The organism is Paenibacillus sp. W4I10 (assembly GCF_030816325.1).
Classification (GTDB): Bacteria; Bacillota; Bacilli; order Paenibacillales; family Paenibacillaceae; genus Paenibacillus; species Paenibacillus amylolyticus_B.
Genome location: NZ_JAUSXX010000001.1, coordinates 4,010,491 through 4,028,495 on the forward strand (window position 1 = coordinate 4,010,491; position 18,005 = coordinate 4,028,495).

The window sequence follows — 18,005 nt, forward strand, 5'->3', positions numbered from 1 at the left end:
ATTAAATCCGCTTGCTGTGCTGGTCCGCCGGAAGCGCCATTGTAATAGTCGTTCCCACGCCTACCTCGCTCTCCATCATCAAGCCGTACGTTTCTCCAAATACGAGCTGAATCCGGCGATGTACATTCATAAGTCCGATCCCCCCGCGATGATAAACATCATCGGTGTCTTCACCTGCCAGACGGTTCAGTTCCAGACGGCGACGCAGCTTCTCCAGACGTGCATTGCTCATGCCCATGCCATTATCCTGGACGATGACAAGAAATCGATCTTGCAGACGCCGAGCATCGATGCGGATAAAATGACCCGGTTCCATGCCCTGTGGAAACGCATGTTGCAGCACATTTTCCACCAGAGGCTGGAGGGTGAGACGAACCATTTTTTCCAACAACAGATCCGGTGCAATGATGACCTCAACTTCAAGCTCCCGATCCATGCGATGGTTCATGATGGAAAGGTAGGCCAGCACATGCTTCAGCTCATTGGCAACCGTAATCTCCTCCAGATTGGTCTGAATGGAATAACGGAGCATATGAGCCATCGATTCCACCATCTGCGTAATTTCTTCGGAATCCTGTACGACGGCATAACATTTGATTGTCTCCAATGTGTTGTAGAGAAAATGTGGATTGATCTGCAACTGGAGCGCCTGAAATTCCGCACGGTGTCGTTCCAACGCTTCCTGCTGTAGCTCAATTTCCGACTTCTGGCGGCGCAACTCCGACTCATATACACTCTCAATCATGTCCGACAAACGGCTGACCATCAGATTATAGCTGCGGATCAGCACTCCGATCTCATCGCGCCTTTCCTTCATCTCCACCTTGTTCCAGATTCCCTTCTCCGTCTGTCTCATTCCGTTCATCAGCACCCGAATGGGTTCCACTTGAGATGCTCCGATCCGGTAGGCCACAACAAGCGCTGCGAGCAAGGTTCCTGCACCAACCCATAATGTAGCTGAACGAATCGTTGCAATCGGCCTTTGAAGCTCTGACAGCGGCACGGAAGCAACAAAGCGCCAGCCCGAATAGGCAGACAGTTCCGATATAAACAGCCGTTTGGTGCCATCCGTGTTCTGTTCCAGTGACCCTGCCTCCATATGCATAAGTCTGTCCACGGTGCTGGATGACATCACGGTTTGCGCCTCCTCGACCTCAGGAAGGTAGATGACATTTCCGTTCTGATCCATCACATACTGATATCCCCCTTGACTGAGATCGAGTTCTCCCCAGATGTTGTCAAGCTCAAGCACATTCACTTCCATCGCCAGCACTCCGTTTGGTGTATAGGAGGACATTCCCCTGATCCGGCGTGCAATCGTAATGACATTCGAACTCTGTCCACTGCGAATACTGCGGGTGAGCAACGTCGATTCGCCATTCGCAGGGGTTGCAGCGAGCAACTCCTTATACTGCTGTGCAGCATCGATATCGGGTATGCCCGCTGAATTCTGGTTGTCATCGATGACAACCCGCCCGTTCTCCCCGATAACATACAGGAACTTGATCTGTGGATATAACATAAAAACAGGCGGGAACACGTTCCTTTTAATCTGGCGGCTATAATCGTAATAGGCATAACTATCCTCCGAATTCATATCGAGGAAGTGCTTCACACTTCCATTCGAGAGGATGGAGTAGGTTGCACGATCATAATTCTGCAAATACAGATCGGTCTGGTACGCCGTATTACGCATCGTTTGGGCGATGTTGTCCGCCAGCTGATCGTTCATCTCAGTTGAGGCATAGGTATAGGTAAACAAGCCAATGGCAGACAGGGACAACGTAATTACGATGGCAAAATGAAAGAACAGGCGGATCGACAGGCTGCGCTTCATCATTCAATGCCCAACTTACTGCGGTATTCGGACGGGGTCAGTCCGGTAATTTTCTTGAATGTCTTGGTAAAATGGGGATGATCCGCATACCCCACTTCGTAGGATATATCCGTAATCCGGTTGCCCGGCTGTTCCAGCATGCGTTTGGCCAGTTCCATTTTGCTACGTATCCGGTATTGGATAAAGGTCTGACCAGTGGTCTGTTTAAACAGTTGGCTGAAGTAGGACGGGTTAAGGCCCAACTTGGCAGCAATCTCGTCCAGTGATACTTCCCGGCGCAAATGCTGCTCCAGATAAGCCTTTGCTTCTTCCACCGGATGCTTGCGCTTGCCACTGCGCTTTTCCTTTATCCTATTCATCAACGTCTGGATTTCGTTGCCCAGAGCCTCGAAGCACTCCTTTGAGGAAGCGCTTACAATTATCTCACTAGACGTACTCATCGTTCCGTTGCCACGGGCGTTCATGCGGGCCACAATCAATTCCAGCAATTCCTGAAAAAGCTCTGCTGTCTGCTCAGGCATCAGGGCATATGCCGGATAACGATTCGACCATGCTGCGAGCAGCTCCGTCACATCGGATTGCCTTAACTCCCATATAGCCTCTTCCAGACGCATGGCCCAATCATTCAGCTCCCTCACGGGTACAAGGGATACCGTAGGTTTATCCTCTTCTGACGCCAGCAATTTGAGCAGCAGTTCATGAAGCTCCTGTCGTCCTACAGGTTTGAGCAAATATCGCTTTACCCCATAATCCATACAGGCTCTTGCATATTCAAAGTCCGAATAACCGGAGACTACAATAATACGCATCGTACTGCCTTGCTCGGATAAACGTCGACACAACTCAATGCCATCCATCGTTGGCATGCGAATATCCGTAAACAGGATGTGTGGCCGAAAGTCCTTCACCACCTGAAGGGCTTCTTCCCCATGCGCCGCCTGCCGGATCTCACAATCGAACAGACCTGCTTGCTCAATCATCTTCGCCAGACCCATCCGAATCATCGGTTCATCGTCCGTAATCAAGATTCTGAACATCGCCATTCCCCCGTTTCCGTCAGATCTGTATGCTGCTTGTAGTTAAGATTTGACGGAGCCGACCATGATTCCTTTTACAAAATGCTTTTGCAGGAAAGGGTATATGATAATGATTGGCAAGGTGGCGATGATGATGGTCGCCATTTTGATGCCTTCCGGCGATGTATGTGCAAGGGTGCTATAGACGGCAGAACCCGGATCGACGGAAATATCGTCACTCTCAAACAGCTTCTTGAGTGTGACCTGGATCGGCCACCAGGCCGGATCATTCAGATAATAAAGCGCGGTGGAATACGCATTCCAGTGGCCGACCGCATAGAAAATGCCGAGTGATGCCATGGCCGGTTTGGACAATGGAATAACGATACGCCAGATGATGCCAAACTCCCCACAGCCATCGATGCGGGCGGCATCGATCAATTCACCCGGTAGCTGTGAGAAGAACGAACGCATGACGAAAAAGTTAAAGGCGTTAATCGCTCCTGGCACAATCAGCACTAGTGGATTGTTGACCAGATGCAGCTCCTTCATCAGAATAAAGTTCGGAATGAGCGGCGCCGAGAATACGACGGTCACCAGGACAAACATGACAACAAGAGAGCGACCCTTGTACTCTGGACGGGACACGGGATACGCGAGTGATGCCGTTGCGGCGAGATTGACCAGCGTACCAACTAACGTTACCCCAACCGATACCGCAAAGGCCCGCCAGAAGGCAGCATCGCCGAATACATATTCGTAATTGATCCAGGTAAAAGCTACAGGCCAGAAGCTAACCTTTCCGCCCATGATCGCTTCCGAGCTGCTAAGTGACTGGGCCAGCACATTAATGAAAGGCAGAATCATCGTCAACGAGAGCAGCGTAAGAAAAACGAGATTTCCAATGCGAAATATACGGTAACGGACACTGGGGGCACGCATCCATCTCGCCTCCTAATACAGGCTTTCGCCAGTTGTTTTTTTGCTGAAAAAGTTACCGAGTAGAATAAGCATCAAGCCCACGACCGACTTGAACAACCCGATTGCAGTTGTATAGCTGTATTGCTGTGAGAGAAGCCCGGCTTTGTAGATGTACGTATCGAGAATTTCGCCAGATTCCAGATTGAGCGGATTCAGGAATACAAACACACGCTCAAAACCCAGATCAAGAAACTTCCCGATGTGCAGCAGCAACAAAATCATAATCGTTGGCAGCAAGGATGGCAGGGTAATCGACCATATTTGCTTCAAACGTCCGGCTCCATCTACCTCTGCCGCCTCATACAGATCGGGATTGATGCCCGCAATGGCAGCCAGGAAAATAATTGTGCCGTACCCGGAGTCGCGCCAGATCCCGGAACCGATCAGAATGGAACGAATGTACGAGTCTTCTCCAAGGAAGTAGACCGGCTGCATGCCCAGAAATCCAAGTGCCTTGTTGACCACCCCGGCATCCATCGAGAAAATACCCATGAAGATACCGCTAATGACGACCCAGGACAGAAAGTGAGGCATGTATACAATCGTTTGCAGCAAACGCTTAAAAACAATCATCCGCACTTCATTCAGCAGAATCGCCAGTAAGATCGGTACCGGGAATGCAATCACAAGATCATATAGTCCAAGCAGAAGTGTGTTATTGAGAATTCTTAAAAAATCATAATGGCTGAACATCTTCTGGAAGTGCTCCAGGCCTACCCAATCACTTCCGGTGATGCCTTTAAAAATGTTGTAGTTCTGAAAAGCAATGACTGAACCGAATAAAGGTACATATTTGAAGAGGAAAAAATACAGGATACCCGGTAAGGAGAGTAGATATAGTATCCGGTATCGCCACAGATAACGTCCCGCATCTCCGAGCCGAGCGCCCAGACCAGACGAGTGAAGTCCGGTTGCCCCCCGGCTTGGTGGCACGAAATCTGCCGGCTTCACGTCTTCTCCCCTCCCTGCTTCTGTGATTGCGTGCTTCTCAAGTTATCAGGAACGTTCTCGTCCCATGGGATTTCATTGAATTCGATGGAAATGTAATCCGGTTCACGGTCGATAATACGCGAGAGCTCGCGTGTGAACACCTCCACTATCTCCTGCTTTTGCTCATCCGTCCTGCCTTCATACAGCCTGATCGTAATTTCTGGCATCCGATTTAAGCTCCCTTCATTACGTGATGTAAACGCTTTAACAACTTCATCTTAGCGTTCCTGCGGAAGGGCAACAATGGACTGTCTTTTCGTTCACTTGTGTTTTCTTTAGGTGTTAGCAACCTAAAAGGCCCCCATACGAATGGGGACCTCATGGATCAGCATATTGTTATGCATATTCATCATTCATCACGGTATAGAAGTTACCAGAGCATTCCTCCACATACCTGATCACATAGAGAACCTTGCATTAATAAAACGTAATAACAAAGAAACAAAATGAAAAATACGCCCACGGAACCGATACCTTAGAACTATTTTTACTGATAAACCTAACATTTATATGACTTTATAACGATATACTTTAGGAAGTACCTTACCTGGGGGTCCTATAAGTGAAGTAGAGTTTGAAGCAATGCAAGAAGTACCCTGAACCAACGAGAGAATGTCATGTAACAACAGCAGAATCCAGAATTATAGAAGGTGCACGATATCGATTCACTAGACATTCGTTAGATTACATAGCGTATAGCCTCCCCCATCCAGGTATAGTACATTTTCATATTTGTAAAAGGAGTGAACAATCTTGTTTAATAAGCTTCGCTGGAGTACCATGCCTTTCTTTGTTAAAAATTTGGTGATCTCATTCGGTAGCATCACCTTGATTGGTATTATCCTGATTACCGCGGCTTACCAGCTGCAAAAGAACATTCTGGTAGAACAGTTGCACGACCAAGCCACTGTCATCACCCAGAAATCGTATAACGATCTGGACATCGCCAAAGTCGCCCAAGCCGCCAGTGAAAAAAGCTACGCCGGTCCTGTACAGCAGGAAATGAAGGCTTATCTCGATTCCATCCATGAGTTCTATCCAAACATCGCGCAGGCGTACATTTTTGGTTCAGAACTCGAACAAGGAAACGGAACGTCCATCATCGCGATTCCAACGAACCTGCTGGAGCCATTCGAGCAAGACAATCTGCCTGCAGGTGCCATGTACCCACTGCCCGAGAATAACGTTGTGGTGCTGGAACAGATGAAAAAGGACGGAAAGCCGGCCTTCAGTGATTTCTACACCGATGACTACGGAACTTGGACTACTCTGATCTATCCGATTAATAACGCAGATGGCTCCATGTATGCTGCTCTTTACTTCGATGTAGATGCAAGTGCCGTTCCAAAAGGTCTGAACAAACTGCTTACGTACGGTTTGATGTTCCTGATCGGTTTCCTGATCCTGTTCATGGTGTTGCAATTCATTTTGCTGAAAAGAACGTTACTTCCGATCCGCAATCTGATGAAAGGTATCGAAGAAGTCAGCACGGGTAATCTGGACGTAACCATCGATACCGGGCGAGATGATCTGGGTATCATCAACGAGAAGTTTAATGCGATGATCCATCGATTCAATACAACCATTTATAAAGTACAGAATACTTCGCATCACCTCTCGGAATCTTCCAAACAACTACTGGGCATTTCAGAGAAAAATAATGTGAATATTCAATCCATCAGCACCAATATTCGAGAAATATCTACTGGACTGGTGTCACAAGACAAAGCCACTGTTGAGAACGCACGTGCCATGACAGAGATGTCAACGGTAGTGCAGACGATCGCCAGCAGTTCAGCCGATGTGGCAGATGAAGCACTCAGCATGGAGCAGCGCTCCAGCACAGGTAATGTGGTAATGCAACAAGTCATTGAGCAGATGCGCCTGATCTCGGGTGCGGTGCAAAATACGTCAAACTCGATTCAGTCTTTGGAAAATAACTCGAACCAGATTAGCAACATTGTTAACGTGATTACGGAGATTGCTGGACAAACCAACTTGCTTGCACTTAACGCTTCAATCGAGGCAGCCCGCGCAGGTGAAGAAGGAAGAGGTTTTGCGGTGGTTGCAGGTGAGGTACGTAACCTGGCAGAGCAATCCCAGGAATCAGCGAAGCAAATTCGACAGTTGATTGAAGAAATTCAACGGGATATCATGCAATCTTCCGAGGCGATGCAGTTGGGTTCCAAGGAAGTCACCAAAGGCTTGGAAGTTACCCAAGAGACTGGCGTATTCTTCGAGAATATTCTGACTGCTACGAATAAAGTTGCAAACCAGATTCAGGATATCTCCAGTTCTACCGAAGAGATCTCGGCAAGCACACAAGAAATGTCTGCCACGGCCGATGAACTGTCTGCCAATGTCAGCAAGGCAGCAAGCAGTAGTAAACAAATTGAGCAGTCAATTGATGAGCAGGAAGCCTCCATGGCAGCCATTGTGAGTGCCTCCGATGAGCTCTCGGTTGTATCCGAGCAACTGCAAGAACTGATCTCATTCTTTAAAGTACGAGCAGAATAAAAGCCATACGAACCAAGAATACGATACAGTAAAAAACCAAGGCTCATGAGTGACTAACTCGAAGCCTTGGCTTTTTGTTGTTACCAGGGTAGGTGGATAGGTTCCAGGTATCATTTAACAGACAGTATTTCTTCTGCGCTGATCGATCTTTTTCTTGTCATTGTAGCTGAATTATTGAACCCTCCACTCCACTATAATCCAGCAGCTGCTTTAATTTCTTTTCTCTGAGAAACGATTAACGATTGTAACTTTTCTGTTCCAAAAGCACCTGCTGAGAATGCATTCGCTTTCGGATAGTAAACCATTCGAAAAGATGTTCCATCTTGAAGATGCACACGTAAAAAAATCCCTGTCTCATGCTTGAATTTCTTATATACCTCATCAAAGCCAACATATCGCAACGGCAAAAGTTCGTTCAAGAATTCAGATGCGGCTTCCTGGGGGAAGTCACCAATTGGGCTCCCATCATTTCCGCTTTCAAGGCTGACTTTTTCCACTTTGTCTTCAATGTCCATCAGGTCTCCCATCGTCTTCGCATTGGGATTTTCTTTTACTTCGTAAACCTTATTATTCGCTACCACGCGATAATGCGACTTATAACCTTTGAGTTCATATATAACAGTTCCAATTGGAAGATATGCCGCATCACCATTCTCGGTCACGTGATCCGCACACACATGCTCGTTCAGCATGGAGCTCACTTCCCCTACCCTATCCCCAATTTGCTCTGCAGGTACCAATTTGGTCCCTTCGTTGTTTTGAAAGTAGGTAACATCATTGAACATCAAAAAATCAATCCATTCAATGGTTCCCGGGCATCTCTTCGTTGATTCCTTTGAAACTTCTTCCATAACCGTTTCATGGGGTTTGGATGTTATCTCCCCCTTATTCGATATTCCACAGCCAACAATAATGACTAGCATCAAAAGCATACTCAATCGCTGGCTCCAATATTTAAATGGTATCATTCTCAATCACCTCAACCTATTAGACGGATTCAACGAAGACATAGTTACAAGCTTTTTTCGCTCAGCTATTCTACTCGTTAACAAAATAAGAATAGGGAGCAGTTACTTTTCGCAACTTGCTCCCTGTTAAAGTTAATTCAATTTTGTTTTATTTCCCTACATATTCATCCATAAAGCGATCTACTCTCTGAAAATATTCAGTGGGGTAGTGGTTGATCGCATCGATGTGCTCCGTATTTTTGGGATACCATACTTCTGCATCTGGGTTGTCCTTTAAGGACTCATAAATCATTTCTGTGTTTTTATAACTGATTTGCTGATCCCCAGTACCATGAATGAGCATAACGGGTTTGTCTTGCATCTTTTTCACTGCATCCATAGGAGATACGGAATCCAGATCAACATCAAAGACCCAATTGGCCATCCATGTTGATGTATAACTGAATGGAAATGCAGGTAAACCTGAAAAGAAAGGTAAGCCCTCTCTTAGAAATAAGCCCGCATTACGAAATGGACTATCTGCAATCACGGCTTGAATGTCATCACTTTCACTTGTGGCCAGCAAAGAAGTAGCAGCACCCATAGAAAAGCCGATCACGCCAATGTTGTCACCCGTATGGTCTCTGGTTTTTAAATAGTCTACTGCTCCCAGCAAATCATATTTTTCATTGAGTCCCAGTGTAATCAAATCACCATCGGATTTACCTTGTGAGCTGAGATCAAATGCCAACACATTGTAACCTTTCGGAACGAGATGCTCTACTAACTTTGGGGTTCGCCCTTTGACTAAACGATTGCTTGTATACCCATGGACAACAATAATCGTCTTATCGCTTGATTTACCACCAACATTTGCAGGAAAGAAGGTACCTCTAATCGTATTATCATTTTTCAAACTCTTGAACTCAACCTCTTCGTAGGGCGTTTTATCGATATTCAATTCGTAGCTGACATTCGTGTCTCTAGGATGGTGCAACAAAGTGTCTACTACTTTGTAAGATATAAAAAATACAAGAGCCACCACAAGCAAAAGTACGATTCCCAGGCTCCAAAACATTATCTTCCGTTTCTTCACACGCTTGTTCAATGTCCGATCAGATTGTAATGATGTTTGACTCATTCAGACTCCTCCAGTTTTTCTATAGGTGATAGGGGTGCAAACAAATAAAAGGCATGGCCTTTCAGATTTTCCCACTCGGGATGATGAAGAATGCTTTCGCCGAGAGTTAAGGCCACTCCATTTAAAAAAGAGATATAGGCACGAGAAATCATCGCTGGAGAAAAGCTTTTGTTGAATTCACCCTTTAATTGACCCTTCGCATAAACATCTTCGATTTCATCGGTCATTACCTTTATACTTTCTAGTACTTTCTGTGTAAGTTCAGGGAACCTTATTCGTTGTCCTAGAACAGATTGAGCAAGCCGCAATTCATTGGTATAGAAGTAGATATGGTTGAATTGTTCTTCCACCATATTCTTAATCAATTGACCCGGTGTCCCCTCTTGTTGTAGAGAAGCAAGTGATTTCTTCTGAATATCAGCAAGCGGCTCAAGGACAGCGGCGTAGAATAAAGCTTCTTTGTTAGGAAAATATTGAAAAATGGTTCCGGGAGTCACTCCCACACGCTTCGCAATGATCGCCGTTGTAGTATTCGAATATCCACTTTCTGCGAACAGGACAACAGCTTCTTTTAGAATCCGTCTCCGACGCTCCAGTCTTTTTTCTTCATTGATGGGTCTTGCCACATGTATTCCCCTCTCTTTAAACTAAACCCCAATTAATTAAATGATCAGTTAATTAATTAATAATATATCTTTATTTATAGCTTATGGCAAGAGCAATTTATCTTACTGACGAGCAGGATGAAACTTAACCAATACAAATAAGCCCGGCGTGCGGCCCAACTCCCCCTCCGGCTTGTTACATGCCTATGTATTGCGATAAGGTAACACACCAGGATTTTCATGTGAGCATCATCTTCACACCTGTACGAGCTACTTATGACAATGATCACATCCAATATCTATGTTCAAGTGCTACAGTTGTTAACGACCAACTGACCATAATAGTAAAACGGTCACTAAAGGATTTACCTTACCCATTACCTTTCAACATATAAGGAGGTGTATATGCCATGAAAACGATAGATCGAAGGCAACAGGTGATGGATTCTGCCGAGAAATCCTTTGCCCTGTTTGGCTACAAGGCCACAACGATGGAGCAGGTTGCGAGACTTGCCAATGTGGGCAAGGGAACGATCTATACTTTTTTCGATAATAAAGAAGAACTGTTCAGCGAGATTCTGCGCTCGATCATTGCGGATATGAGACAGATTACAGAGCAGACGGTGAAGGAAGAGAATACCTTTCTGGATAACGTGCATATGAGCATGGATTCTCTGCTGGAGTACCGGGAGGAACATGAGTTGTTGATCAAGCTCTTTCAGGAGGTCAACGAGTTCGGTACACCGCAAGCCAAGGAAGGTTTGCAGAAAGTGGAGACAGCCATTCTCGAATATCTGGAGCGTCAGGTCAGCCGTGCCATGGAGTTGGAACAGATTCGCAGGGACAATCCCAAGCTGGTTTCTTTTGTCCTGCTGAAGCTGTATGTCACCTTAACCTCGGATTGGAACAAAGCGCACCCTACGCTGCATAAGGATCAGATCAAGGATTTTGTGGGCCTCTTTCTCAAGAATGGCTTATCCCCCACCTAGAGAAAGGCATGCCAATAGTTTCAAAACATAATAGAGATAGAACAAACGGATTAGCGTAAGGATGGGGAGAGAACATGATGAAATCATTCCACGTATTTGGGCAGGATCTGAAGTCCGCCTTCAAGAAACCAAAAGTATTTATTCCAATTCTCGTTGTACTGTTCATTCCGGTGCTGTATAGTGGCCTGTTCCTGAACGCATTCTGGGATCCCTATGGCAAAATGAATGAGTTACCTGTGGCCGTGGTCAACAAGGATCAAGGCGCAGTCTACAATGACAAATCACTCGAGGTCGGTCAGAATTTGGTCGATGAATTGAAAAAAAGTGATGATTTCGACTGGCAATTCGTGACTCGTGAACAAGCAGAACAAGGTATGCAAAACAACACGTATTATATGACGATTGTGATTCCGGAGGACTTTTCCACCAAAGCAACAACCCTGATGGATGAGCACCCCGAGCCGGCAGACCTGATCTATGAACCCAATGAAGGATACAACTTCCTCGCAGGTCAGATTGGCGGCACGGCGGTCAAACAAATTCGCTCCAAAGTCGCCGCCAAAGTCACAGAATCGTATACGGAAACGTTATTGGATCAGGTCGAAAAAATCTCAGGCGGTTTGGCGGATGCCGGGGATGGCGCAGGTCAGATTCATGATGGTGCGGTCAAGCTGCATGAGGGTACTGCTACATTAAAAGAGAACCTGTCCAAACTGGCAGCTGGCACCGACAAGCTGGAAACCGGCATAGTTCCGTTACAAGAAGGTACGACTACCCTCGCTCAAGGCATCGGTAATCTTCATACTGGCGCAAGCGCCCTGTCCAATGGGCTGTCCCAATTGGCAGCAGCAGGAACGAAGCTGGGTGATGGAGCAACCCAGGCCGAAACAGGCAGCAAACAGTTACAAGCTGGCCTTCAATCTGCTCAGGAAGGCGCAGCCAAGCTGGATGCAGGACTGGCAGCTTCTGAGGAAGGAAGTGCAAAGCTGACTGCTGGGCTGCAAAGTTCTGTTGAGGGCAGTGGCAAAGTTAGCGAGGGTGCCAAAGCGGTTGCGCAAGGTCTTGCCCAATTAGCCGAAGCGAGTCCAGAACTGGCCGCAAGTCCAGCTATGCAGCAGCTCCTGGCAGCAAGTCAGGCAGTTGCCGCTGGTAGCGAGCAGGTCTATCAGGGCGGGCAGCAATTGGTCGCAGGCAGTCAAAACCTGTACGCTGCACAACAGCAACTGCATCAAGGCAGCAGCCAGTTGGTACAGGGTGAACAACAACTGGTACAAGGAGCCACGCAATTATCCGCCGGACAAGAAAAGCTTGCGACTGGTTTACAACAATTCAATTCCAAATTATCCGAAGCAGCGTCTGGAGGAGCCAAACTTGCGGATGGTTCAGGTCAATTGAATGCGGGTGCAGGCAAGCTGGTTGCGGGTGTAAGCCAGCTCACAGACGGTATCTCAACCCTTGCAGATGGCTCACATAAGCTGGATGATGGTGCAGGTCAGTTAAAAGAGGGTACGCTCAAATTAACCGACGGCTCTGGCGAACTTGCCAACAAGTTGAATGAAGCGGCTGAGCAGACGGGTAGTGTGAAAAAGACGGATGAGCTGGTAACCATGTATGCAGAGCCTGTTCAGGTCGATGAGCATAAATATAACGAGGTACCTAACTACGGTACAGGATTCTCTCCATACTTCCTGTCACTCGGGCTGTTTGTCGGGGCATTGATTGCTACATTGGTTGTGCCAACACGCGGCAGCACGGTTAGCGAGGCAAGTGGCTGGAATCGTTTTGTGAGCAAAACGCTGGCTTTCACGCTCATGAGTGCTGTACAATCCCTGCTTGCTTCATGGCTCGTATTGTACGGCTTGGGTCTGGAAGTTCAGAGCGTTCCGTTGTTCCTCTTGTTCAGCTTTGTGACCAGCCTAAGCTTCATGTACATCATTCAGGCATTGGTGACTTGGTTGGAAAATCCGGGACGATTCCTCGCGATTCTGATGCTGATCTTCCAGCTCACCACCAGCGCGGGCACCTTCCCGCTCGAACTAATTCCAAATTGGCTGAAAGTATTCAACCCATGGCTGCCTATGACCTATTCGGTAACGGGTTATAAAGCAGTTATCTCGAGCGGACAGTTCGGCGTAGCTTGGGATCAGATTGGTATTCTGTGCATCTTCGCCGTGATTGGTCTTGGAGGAACCTTAACGTATTTCCTGATGCATCGCACGTCGGAGAACGAAAACGTCAGCGGTGAAGTCGCACTTCACCTGTAAATTCGTAAATTAAAAAGCAAAGGCATGTACCTAAGCCCCACCCTCTTCTGGTCAACAAGAGGTGTGAGTTTAAAGTACGCCTTTGCTTTTTTAGTTTAAGATACAATTTAAGATTGCTAACTTCATATTTCTAGTATGTAGAGTACATATCAGAACTCGAGATAGCGAAAGTAAATAATAGCACGAGCGCAATCAGTAATAAGTATAAAGCTACACTGATGATTCCACAGACAAGGCCGGCAATCGCTAATCCTCTCCCCTGCTCCATGCGGTTCTTAATTTCTTTGAGCGATACGGAGGCAATGATGATAGCAACAATACCAATCAATAATCCCACGTATGGAATCATGATGGACAGTATGCCCAAGACAAGAGCTGCAATCGATTTGCTATTGGTTTTTGGTACTACATAAGGTGGAGGTGAATCGTTATAATAACGATTCACCTCCTTCTCGCGATGTTCCAAGGTAAATCCTCCCTATTTATTAAGTAATTTCATTAAAATAGTTTAATAGAAATAGTCACCTCCATAATTTGTAAACTATGAATTATTATTAGTTTTATTTTATTTTCATCATCTGTACACAAAAATTGAAGTATAAGTCTCCACAGTGTACTCCAAGAGTATGAAGTTTAAAATCCATTTATCACTACAATGATCCAAACAGATAATTCTTCTAACATACATATACTATTATAGTAGTAATATCTTTCTGGATTATATTAGGAGGATCGACATTTATGAAAATAGATAAAGTACTGAATATACTTATGATTTTGATGCTTGTACTTATTGCTTTTTATCAAAATAATGTAGCTGTTTTATGTTTTAGCATCGTTTTGTTTGGAATCATGAGTTATACGACATTTAGAATTCGAACCCATTGGAATGTAGCAACTTATATTTTGTTGACCCTTGTACTGATTATCTGGAATATATACCTGTGGACATAAGCTATTATTTTCAAAAAAAGAACGCAATCCCTTATTACTCATAGGATTGCGTTCTTTTGACATTTCTTAGATTTGGAATGCCTTCTATCCTTCCACTTTCACCCGCTGCAAAAACGTCTGGGTACGTGCAAGCTTTGGATTGCCAAAGATCTGTTCTGGCGGCCCCGCCTCTGCGATCTCCCCGTTATCCATGAAGAACACACGATCCGCAACATCACGGGCAAAGCCCATCTCATGCGTGACAATCATCATCGTCATATTTTCCTGCGCAAGTTGTTTGATTACGCGCAGCACTTCCCCGGTCAGTTCCGGGTCGAGTGCCGATGTAGGCTCATCGAACAGGAGAATGTCTGGCTGCATCATCAGTGCCCGAGCGATGGCAACACGCTGTTTCTGTCCACCGGACAGATTGGCTGGATAGGCATCAACCTTGTCCGACAGCCCTACTTTGCCGAGCAATTCCAGACTGCGATGCCTGATGACGCTTGAACTTTCTTTTTTCAAAGTCTTCGGTGCGAGTTCCAGATTAGCCTGTACGGTCAGATGCGGGAACAAGTTAAAATGCTGGAATACCATACCCATGCGATCCGTAATCTTGCGAATATCCGCAGCACCCGCGTAACGACCATTATCAACCAACGTCTGATCCTGAATACGAATTGTTCCGCCCGAAATATCCTCCAGATGAATCAGGCTGCGCAGCATCGTACTTTTTCCCGAACCAGAAGGCCCGATCACGGCAATTACTTCGCCTGGTTCCACGTTGAAGGATACCTGTTTCAGCACATCAAGTGTACCGAATGATTTTCTCAACTGATTTACTTCTATTATATGTGTCATATGCAGACAGTCCTTTGATTGATCAGATTTAATTTATTCAAATGAAAACCGCTTCTCCAGTGCCTTGAACAGCACCGTGAGCACGAGTGTCATGAGTAGATACATAACCGCTGCCACGAAGAAAGGGATCAGCTGCAAATCGCGATTTACCGCCGCTTGGGCGTAATACAACAGCTCAGGTACAGCCACGGCATAGAGCAGTGCCGTATCCTTGATGAGCGTAATGGACTCATTGGCCGTTGCAGGCAATACTACACGAATCATCTGAGGAATAATGACTTTGGTCATCGTTTGCCACTTTGTTAACCCCAGTACCTTCGCTGCCTCATGTTGACCTTTATCAATGGAAAGCAGTCCGCCCCTGAAGATTTCAGCGAAGTACGCCGCATAGTTCAGGATGAACGCAATCCCTGCCGCAACAAAACGATCAAACACCAGATACTCTCCAATCACCGGCAGCAACGGTAAACCGAAGCAAAAGAATAGAATTTGGAGCAGTAGCGGTGTTCCTCGCATCACATATACATACGTATGGGCAATCCATGCCAGTGGTTTAATCTGGCTTCTCATCGCGAGCGTGACCGCAAATCCAAGCGGCACGGATAACACGATCGCGAGCAAGAACATGAAAATGGTGGTCTGCGCACCCTCTAGCATCGGTTTTAAAATGGTCGATAGATAATCCCAACTCATTGTTTTGTCTCCTCTAATCTGTTAACCCCGCATTCCTCCGAAGCATAAATCGCTCCAGCGTGGAATACGGGGTCCGTTTTGTTTCTAACTATATATCAGGTGTGTAACCTGCCTATTTCAGAACCTTGTCTTCACCCAACCATTGAGTGGAGATCTTAGCTGCTGTTCCGTCTGCATTCAGCTCATCCAGCGCTTTTTGCAGCTGATTCAGAAGCTCTTCATTGCCTTTTTTGATACCTATTCCATATTGTTCCGGTGCAAGAGATTCATCCAGCAGTTTGAATGTTCCCTCTTCCTTGGACATGTAGTATCTCGCGACCACTTCATCAATGATGACCGCATCCAGACGTTTTGTCTTCAGATCCGTCAGTGCAAGCACGTTATCCTTGAATTCGGAAGCTTTCACTTTATCCTTCAAAGGACTTGCTGCCAATGCATCTGCTGCTGAAGATAGCGCCTGTAATCCCACATTTTTGCCATCGAGTTCATCCAGCTTCGTAATTGGTGAGTCTGCCAAGGTAATGGCTACCTGACTATTTTCCAAATACGGCTTCGTGAAGAGCACTTTCTCTTTACGCTCATCCGTAATGGTGTACCCGTTCCAGATCATATCGATCCGGCCACTGTTCAGCTCTGACTCTTTGGAAGACCAGTCGATTGGTTGGAATGTGATTTCTTTACCCATTTTCTCCGCTGCAGCTCTTGCGTAATCAATATCGAAACCAACAATTTCATTCTGCTCGTCCCGGAAGCCCATTGGAGCAAACTTATCGTCAATCCCTACAACAATCGTGTTATCGTCTTTGCTTGCGGAACTGGAACAACCCGCCACAATCAATACACATATACTAATGAATAATAGTAGAATCGCTTTTTTTCTCATCTCTCAAACCCCTCCATGTCTATAACCAAAACCCAAACGCTTTAGTTCGTTACCACGTTATCAGAGATTTATAATAACATAGCATGGAAGAAGAGTCGAGTCTCTCGCCTATTTCCTTCTATTTCATGCAGCTTAATTGTCAACAATCTGTGAAAAAGCCTCTTTCACTTGTACCGGTTCTACCAGCTTCTCGCGTACAGTCGAATTCCATAGCTCCGGGTTCTGAAGCTCCTTTAATTCCGTACCTGTCCATTGTTGGGCAGATTCACGACGTAAGGTATGGCTGGTATTCTCAAACTGGTAGACGATCTGCTCCAGATTATCGATCATAACAAAGTTCGCAACCGCATTATATACGAGTATCCGCTCAAGTTCCTCTGCATCCATCTCACGCGTATCCAAGCTATAATTCACTTGGACCGTGAACGTCTCCGGGTACAGTTGGTAACCATTCAATCTTTCACGTAAAGGTAAAGCCTGATTCAGATGACTAAGGTTTGAATTATCACCCATATAGGGACTGCGATATTTGGCTAAAGCGGCAAAATCATGTGTCAGCGGATTTTGCTGCTCTGCTTCATATCGATTCTGTTTTGCCTCGTTCCTCGGATTAACAAACCCCTCAACGAACGCGAGGCCAACCACACCGAGAACAACGAGTGCAATAATCCATATATTTTTCCCTCTCATGACACATCACTCACTTCATATTTGCTAATGATCCGATACGCACGATGCACTACCAAAGGAATAATAACGCTCAGTAACGGGATAGCAAAGGCAATGGCCATCACAGCAAACTGATAAGGTCCATCCACCTGAATGGGTCGATTAAACCAGATGTTGCTTCCAAATCGCAACGCCGCCTGCGTTCCCCATAGTACGAGTATTAATGCCGCCCACAACCACCATATTCTGCGATTCCACTGCACTAAGGCAGGGATTCGAATAACCGTTGTTTTCACGGAAGTTGCAGAACCGTTCGACTTGTTAATCAACAGATATAATACATATGTGCCACCAACAATGAGACTCACGATCATAAGCAGATTGTTTATGGCGGAGCCTTGCATCAGCACTCTCATTGGAATGGTAATGATCCAGGCTATGAGGCTATAAATCAGAGCAGACTGCAACAACGCTGTCCAGTAAGGAACACGTTGTACCCTTCGATGGTCACTCATCACTTCATCCATACCAGCTATATACTGAATGGCGGTCTGGAACGCCTTCTCTTCACTCATCCCCTGCGAGATATAATCGTCAATCCGCGCAACGAGATTGCTGTGAATCTCTTCTTTTAATTTCTCGATTGTCTAATGTATCTTGTGCGTGAGCGAACAAACGA

General features: G+C 46.0%; 17 protein-coding genes. 3 read left to right on the forward strand and 14 right to left on the reverse strand.

The features are described 5' to 3' along the window. Position 1: 1 nt before the first annotated feature. The 5 genes from QF049_RS18095 to QF049_RS18115 are packed head-to-tail and all read right to left on the reverse strand — an operon-like array spanning position 2 to position 4,991. Positions 2-1,840, reverse strand: a complete 1,839-nt coding sequence (locus tag QF049_RS18095) for a cache domain-containing sensor histidine kinase (protein WP_307539421.1) — start codon at positions 1,838-1,840, stop codon at positions 2-4. Beyond that, complete coding sequence (locus QF049_RS18100; protein ID WP_307539423.1) at positions 1,837-2,874, reverse strand: response regulator transcription factor; 1,038 nt, start codon at positions 2,872-2,874, stop codon at positions 1,837-1,839. The genes QF049_RS18095 and QF049_RS18100 overlap by 4 nt, the downstream gene beginning before the upstream one ends. 42 nt (positions 2,875-2,916) lie before the next feature. After that, on the reverse strand, positions 2,917-3,795 hold the full coding sequence (locus QF049_RS18105) for a carbohydrate ABC transporter permease (RefSeq protein WP_307539425.1): 879 nt from the start codon (positions 3,793-3,795) through the stop codon (positions 2,917-2,919). A 12-nt stretch (positions 3,796-3,807) separates the two neighbouring features. Further along, the gene (locus QF049_RS18110; protein ID WP_076213628.1) at positions 3,808-4,725 is read right to left on the reverse strand and encodes an ABC transporter permease; all 918 of its coding nucleotides are present in this window, start codon (positions 4,723-4,725) and stop codon (positions 3,808-3,810) included. A gap of 56 nt (positions 4,726-4,781) precedes the next feature. Then, the gene (locus QF049_RS18115; protein ID WP_076213555.1) at positions 4,782-4,991 is read right to left on the reverse strand and encodes a tautomerase family protein; all 210 of its coding nucleotides are present in this window, start codon (positions 4,989-4,991) and stop codon (positions 4,782-4,784) included. A gap of 613 nt (positions 4,992-5,604) precedes the next feature. Between QF049_RS18115 and QF049_RS18120 the strand changes: the two genes are divergently transcribed. Beyond that, positions 5,605-7,341, forward strand: a complete 1,737-nt coding sequence (locus QF049_RS18120) for a methyl-accepting chemotaxis protein (RefSeq protein ID WP_307543312.1) — start codon at positions 5,605-5,607, stop codon at positions 7,339-7,341. A gap of 191 nt (positions 7,342-7,532) precedes the next feature. On the opposite strand, the gene QF049_RS18125 is transcribed toward QF049_RS18120, so the two are convergent. The 3 genes from QF049_RS18125 to QF049_RS18135 form a co-directional block, all read right to left on the reverse strand. Next, complete coding sequence (locus QF049_RS18125) at positions 7,533-8,309, reverse strand: hypothetical protein (RefSeq protein ID WP_307539428.1); 777 nt, start codon at positions 8,307-8,309, stop codon at positions 7,533-7,535. 148 nt (positions 8,310-8,457) lie between these two features. Beyond that, positions 8,458-9,429 carry an alpha/beta hydrolase gene (locus QF049_RS18130; protein WP_307539430.1) on the reverse strand — a complete coding sequence of 324 codons (972 nt, stop codon included), beginning with the start codon at positions 9,427-9,429 and terminating at the stop codon, positions 8,458-8,460. Then, on the reverse strand, positions 9,426-10,055 hold the full coding sequence (locus tag QF049_RS18135; RefSeq protein ID WP_307539432.1) for a TetR/AcrR family transcriptional regulator: 630 nt from the start codon (positions 10,053-10,055) through the stop codon (positions 9,426-9,428). The genes QF049_RS18130 and QF049_RS18135 overlap by 4 nt, the downstream gene beginning before the upstream one ends. A 389-nt stretch (positions 10,056-10,444) precedes the next feature. Here QF049_RS18135 and QF049_RS18140 point away from each other — a divergent pair, with 389 nt between their 5' ends. Then, a complete protein-coding gene (locus tag QF049_RS18140) occupies positions 10,445-11,023 on the forward strand; it encodes a TetR/AcrR family transcriptional regulator (protein WP_307539434.1) in 579 nt (192 codons plus the stop codon). A 77-nt stretch (positions 11,024-11,100) separates the two neighbouring features. Further along, positions 11,101-13,287, forward strand: coding sequence for a YhgE/Pip domain-containing protein (locus QF049_RS18145; protein ID WP_307543315.1), 2,187 nt, complete (start codon positions 11,101-11,103; stop codon positions 13,285-13,287). A 130-nt stretch (positions 13,288-13,417) separates the two neighbouring features. Here QF049_RS18145 and QF049_RS18150 read toward each other — a convergent pair whose 3' ends face one another. From QF049_RS18150 to QF049_RS18175, 6 genes are all read right to left on the reverse strand, one after another. Further along, positions 13,418-13,753, reverse strand: coding sequence for a DUF4190 domain-containing protein (locus QF049_RS18150; RefSeq protein WP_307539436.1), 336 nt, complete (start codon positions 13,751-13,753; stop codon positions 13,418-13,420). 572 nt (positions 13,754-14,325) lie between these two features. Beyond that, positions 14,326-15,081 carry an amino acid ABC transporter ATP-binding protein gene (locus QF049_RS18155; RefSeq protein WP_307539438.1) on the reverse strand — a complete coding sequence of 252 codons (756 nt, stop codon included), beginning with the start codon at positions 15,079-15,081 and terminating at the stop codon, positions 14,326-14,328. Between the two features lie 33 nt (positions 15,082-15,114). Continuing rightward, the gene (locus QF049_RS18160; protein ID WP_105600918.1) at positions 15,115-15,774 is read right to left on the reverse strand and encodes an amino acid ABC transporter permease; all 660 of its coding nucleotides are present in this window, start codon (positions 15,772-15,774) and stop codon (positions 15,115-15,117) included. 112 nt (positions 15,775-15,886) lie between these two features. Next, positions 15,887-16,657: an amino acid ABC transporter substrate-binding protein gene (locus QF049_RS18165; protein ID WP_036672520.1), complete on the reverse strand. Its 771-nt coding sequence runs from the start codon at positions 16,655-16,657 to the stop codon at positions 15,887-15,889. 132 nt (positions 16,658-16,789) lie between these two features. Next, complete coding sequence (locus QF049_RS18170) at positions 16,790-17,347, reverse strand: DUF4825 domain-containing protein (RefSeq protein WP_307539441.1); 558 nt, start codon at positions 17,345-17,347, stop codon at positions 16,790-16,792. Next, the gene (locus tag QF049_RS18175) at positions 17,344-17,970 is read right to left on the reverse strand and encodes a permease prefix domain 1-containing protein (RefSeq protein ID WP_307543316.1); all 627 of its coding nucleotides are present in this window, start codon (positions 17,968-17,970) and stop codon (positions 17,344-17,346) included. The genes QF049_RS18170 and QF049_RS18175 overlap by 4 nt, the downstream gene beginning before the upstream one ends. Positions 17,971-18,005 lie beyond the last annotated feature (35 nt).

Coding starts and splice junctions, on each gene's coding strand:
- QF049_RS18095 (WP_307539421.1), bottom strand. CDS start 1,840: ATGATGAAGCGCAGCCTGTCGATCCGCCTGTTCTTTCATTTTGCCATC.
- QF049_RS18140 (WP_307539434.1), top strand. CDS start 10,445: ATGAAAACGATAGATCGAAGGCAACAGGTGATGGATTCTGCCGAGAAA.
- QF049_RS18155 (WP_307539438.1), bottom strand. CDS start 15,081: ATGACACATATAATAGAAGTAAATCAGTTGAGAAAATCATTCGGTACA.
- QF049_RS18165 (WP_036672520.1), bottom strand. CDS start 16,657: ATGAGAAAAAAAGCGATTCTACTATTATTCATTAGTATATGTGTATTG.
- QF049_RS18115 (WP_076213555.1), bottom strand. CDS start 4,991: ATGCCAGAAATTACGATCAGGCTGTATGAAGGCAGGACGGATGAGCAA.
- QF049_RS18145 (WP_307543315.1), top strand. CDS start 11,101: ATGAAATCATTCCACGTATTTGGGCAGGATCTGAAGTCCGCCTTCAAG.
- QF049_RS18125 (WP_307539428.1), bottom strand. CDS start 8,309: ATGATACCATTTAAATATTGGAGCCAGCGATTGAGTATGCTTTTGATG.
- QF049_RS18130 (WP_307539430.1), bottom strand. CDS start 9,429: ATGAGTCAAACATCATTACAATCTGATCGGACATTGAACAAGCGTGTG.
- QF049_RS18160 (WP_105600918.1), bottom strand. CDS start 15,774: ATGAGTTGGGATTATCTATCGACCATTTTAAAACCGATGCTAGAGGGT.
- QF049_RS18100 (WP_307539423.1), bottom strand. CDS start 2,874: ATGTTCAGAATCTTGATTACGGACGATGAACCGATGATTCGGATGGGT.
- QF049_RS18105 (WP_307539425.1), bottom strand. CDS start 3,795: ATGCGTGCCCCCAGTGTCCGTTACCGTATATTTCGCATTGGAAATCTC.
- QF049_RS18120 (WP_307543312.1), top strand. CDS start 5,605: ATGCCTTTCTTTGTTAAAAATTTGGTGATCTCATTCGGTAGCATCACC.
- QF049_RS18170 (WP_307539441.1), bottom strand. CDS start 17,347: ATGAGAGGGAAAAATATATGGATTATTGCACTCGTTGTTCTCGGTGTG.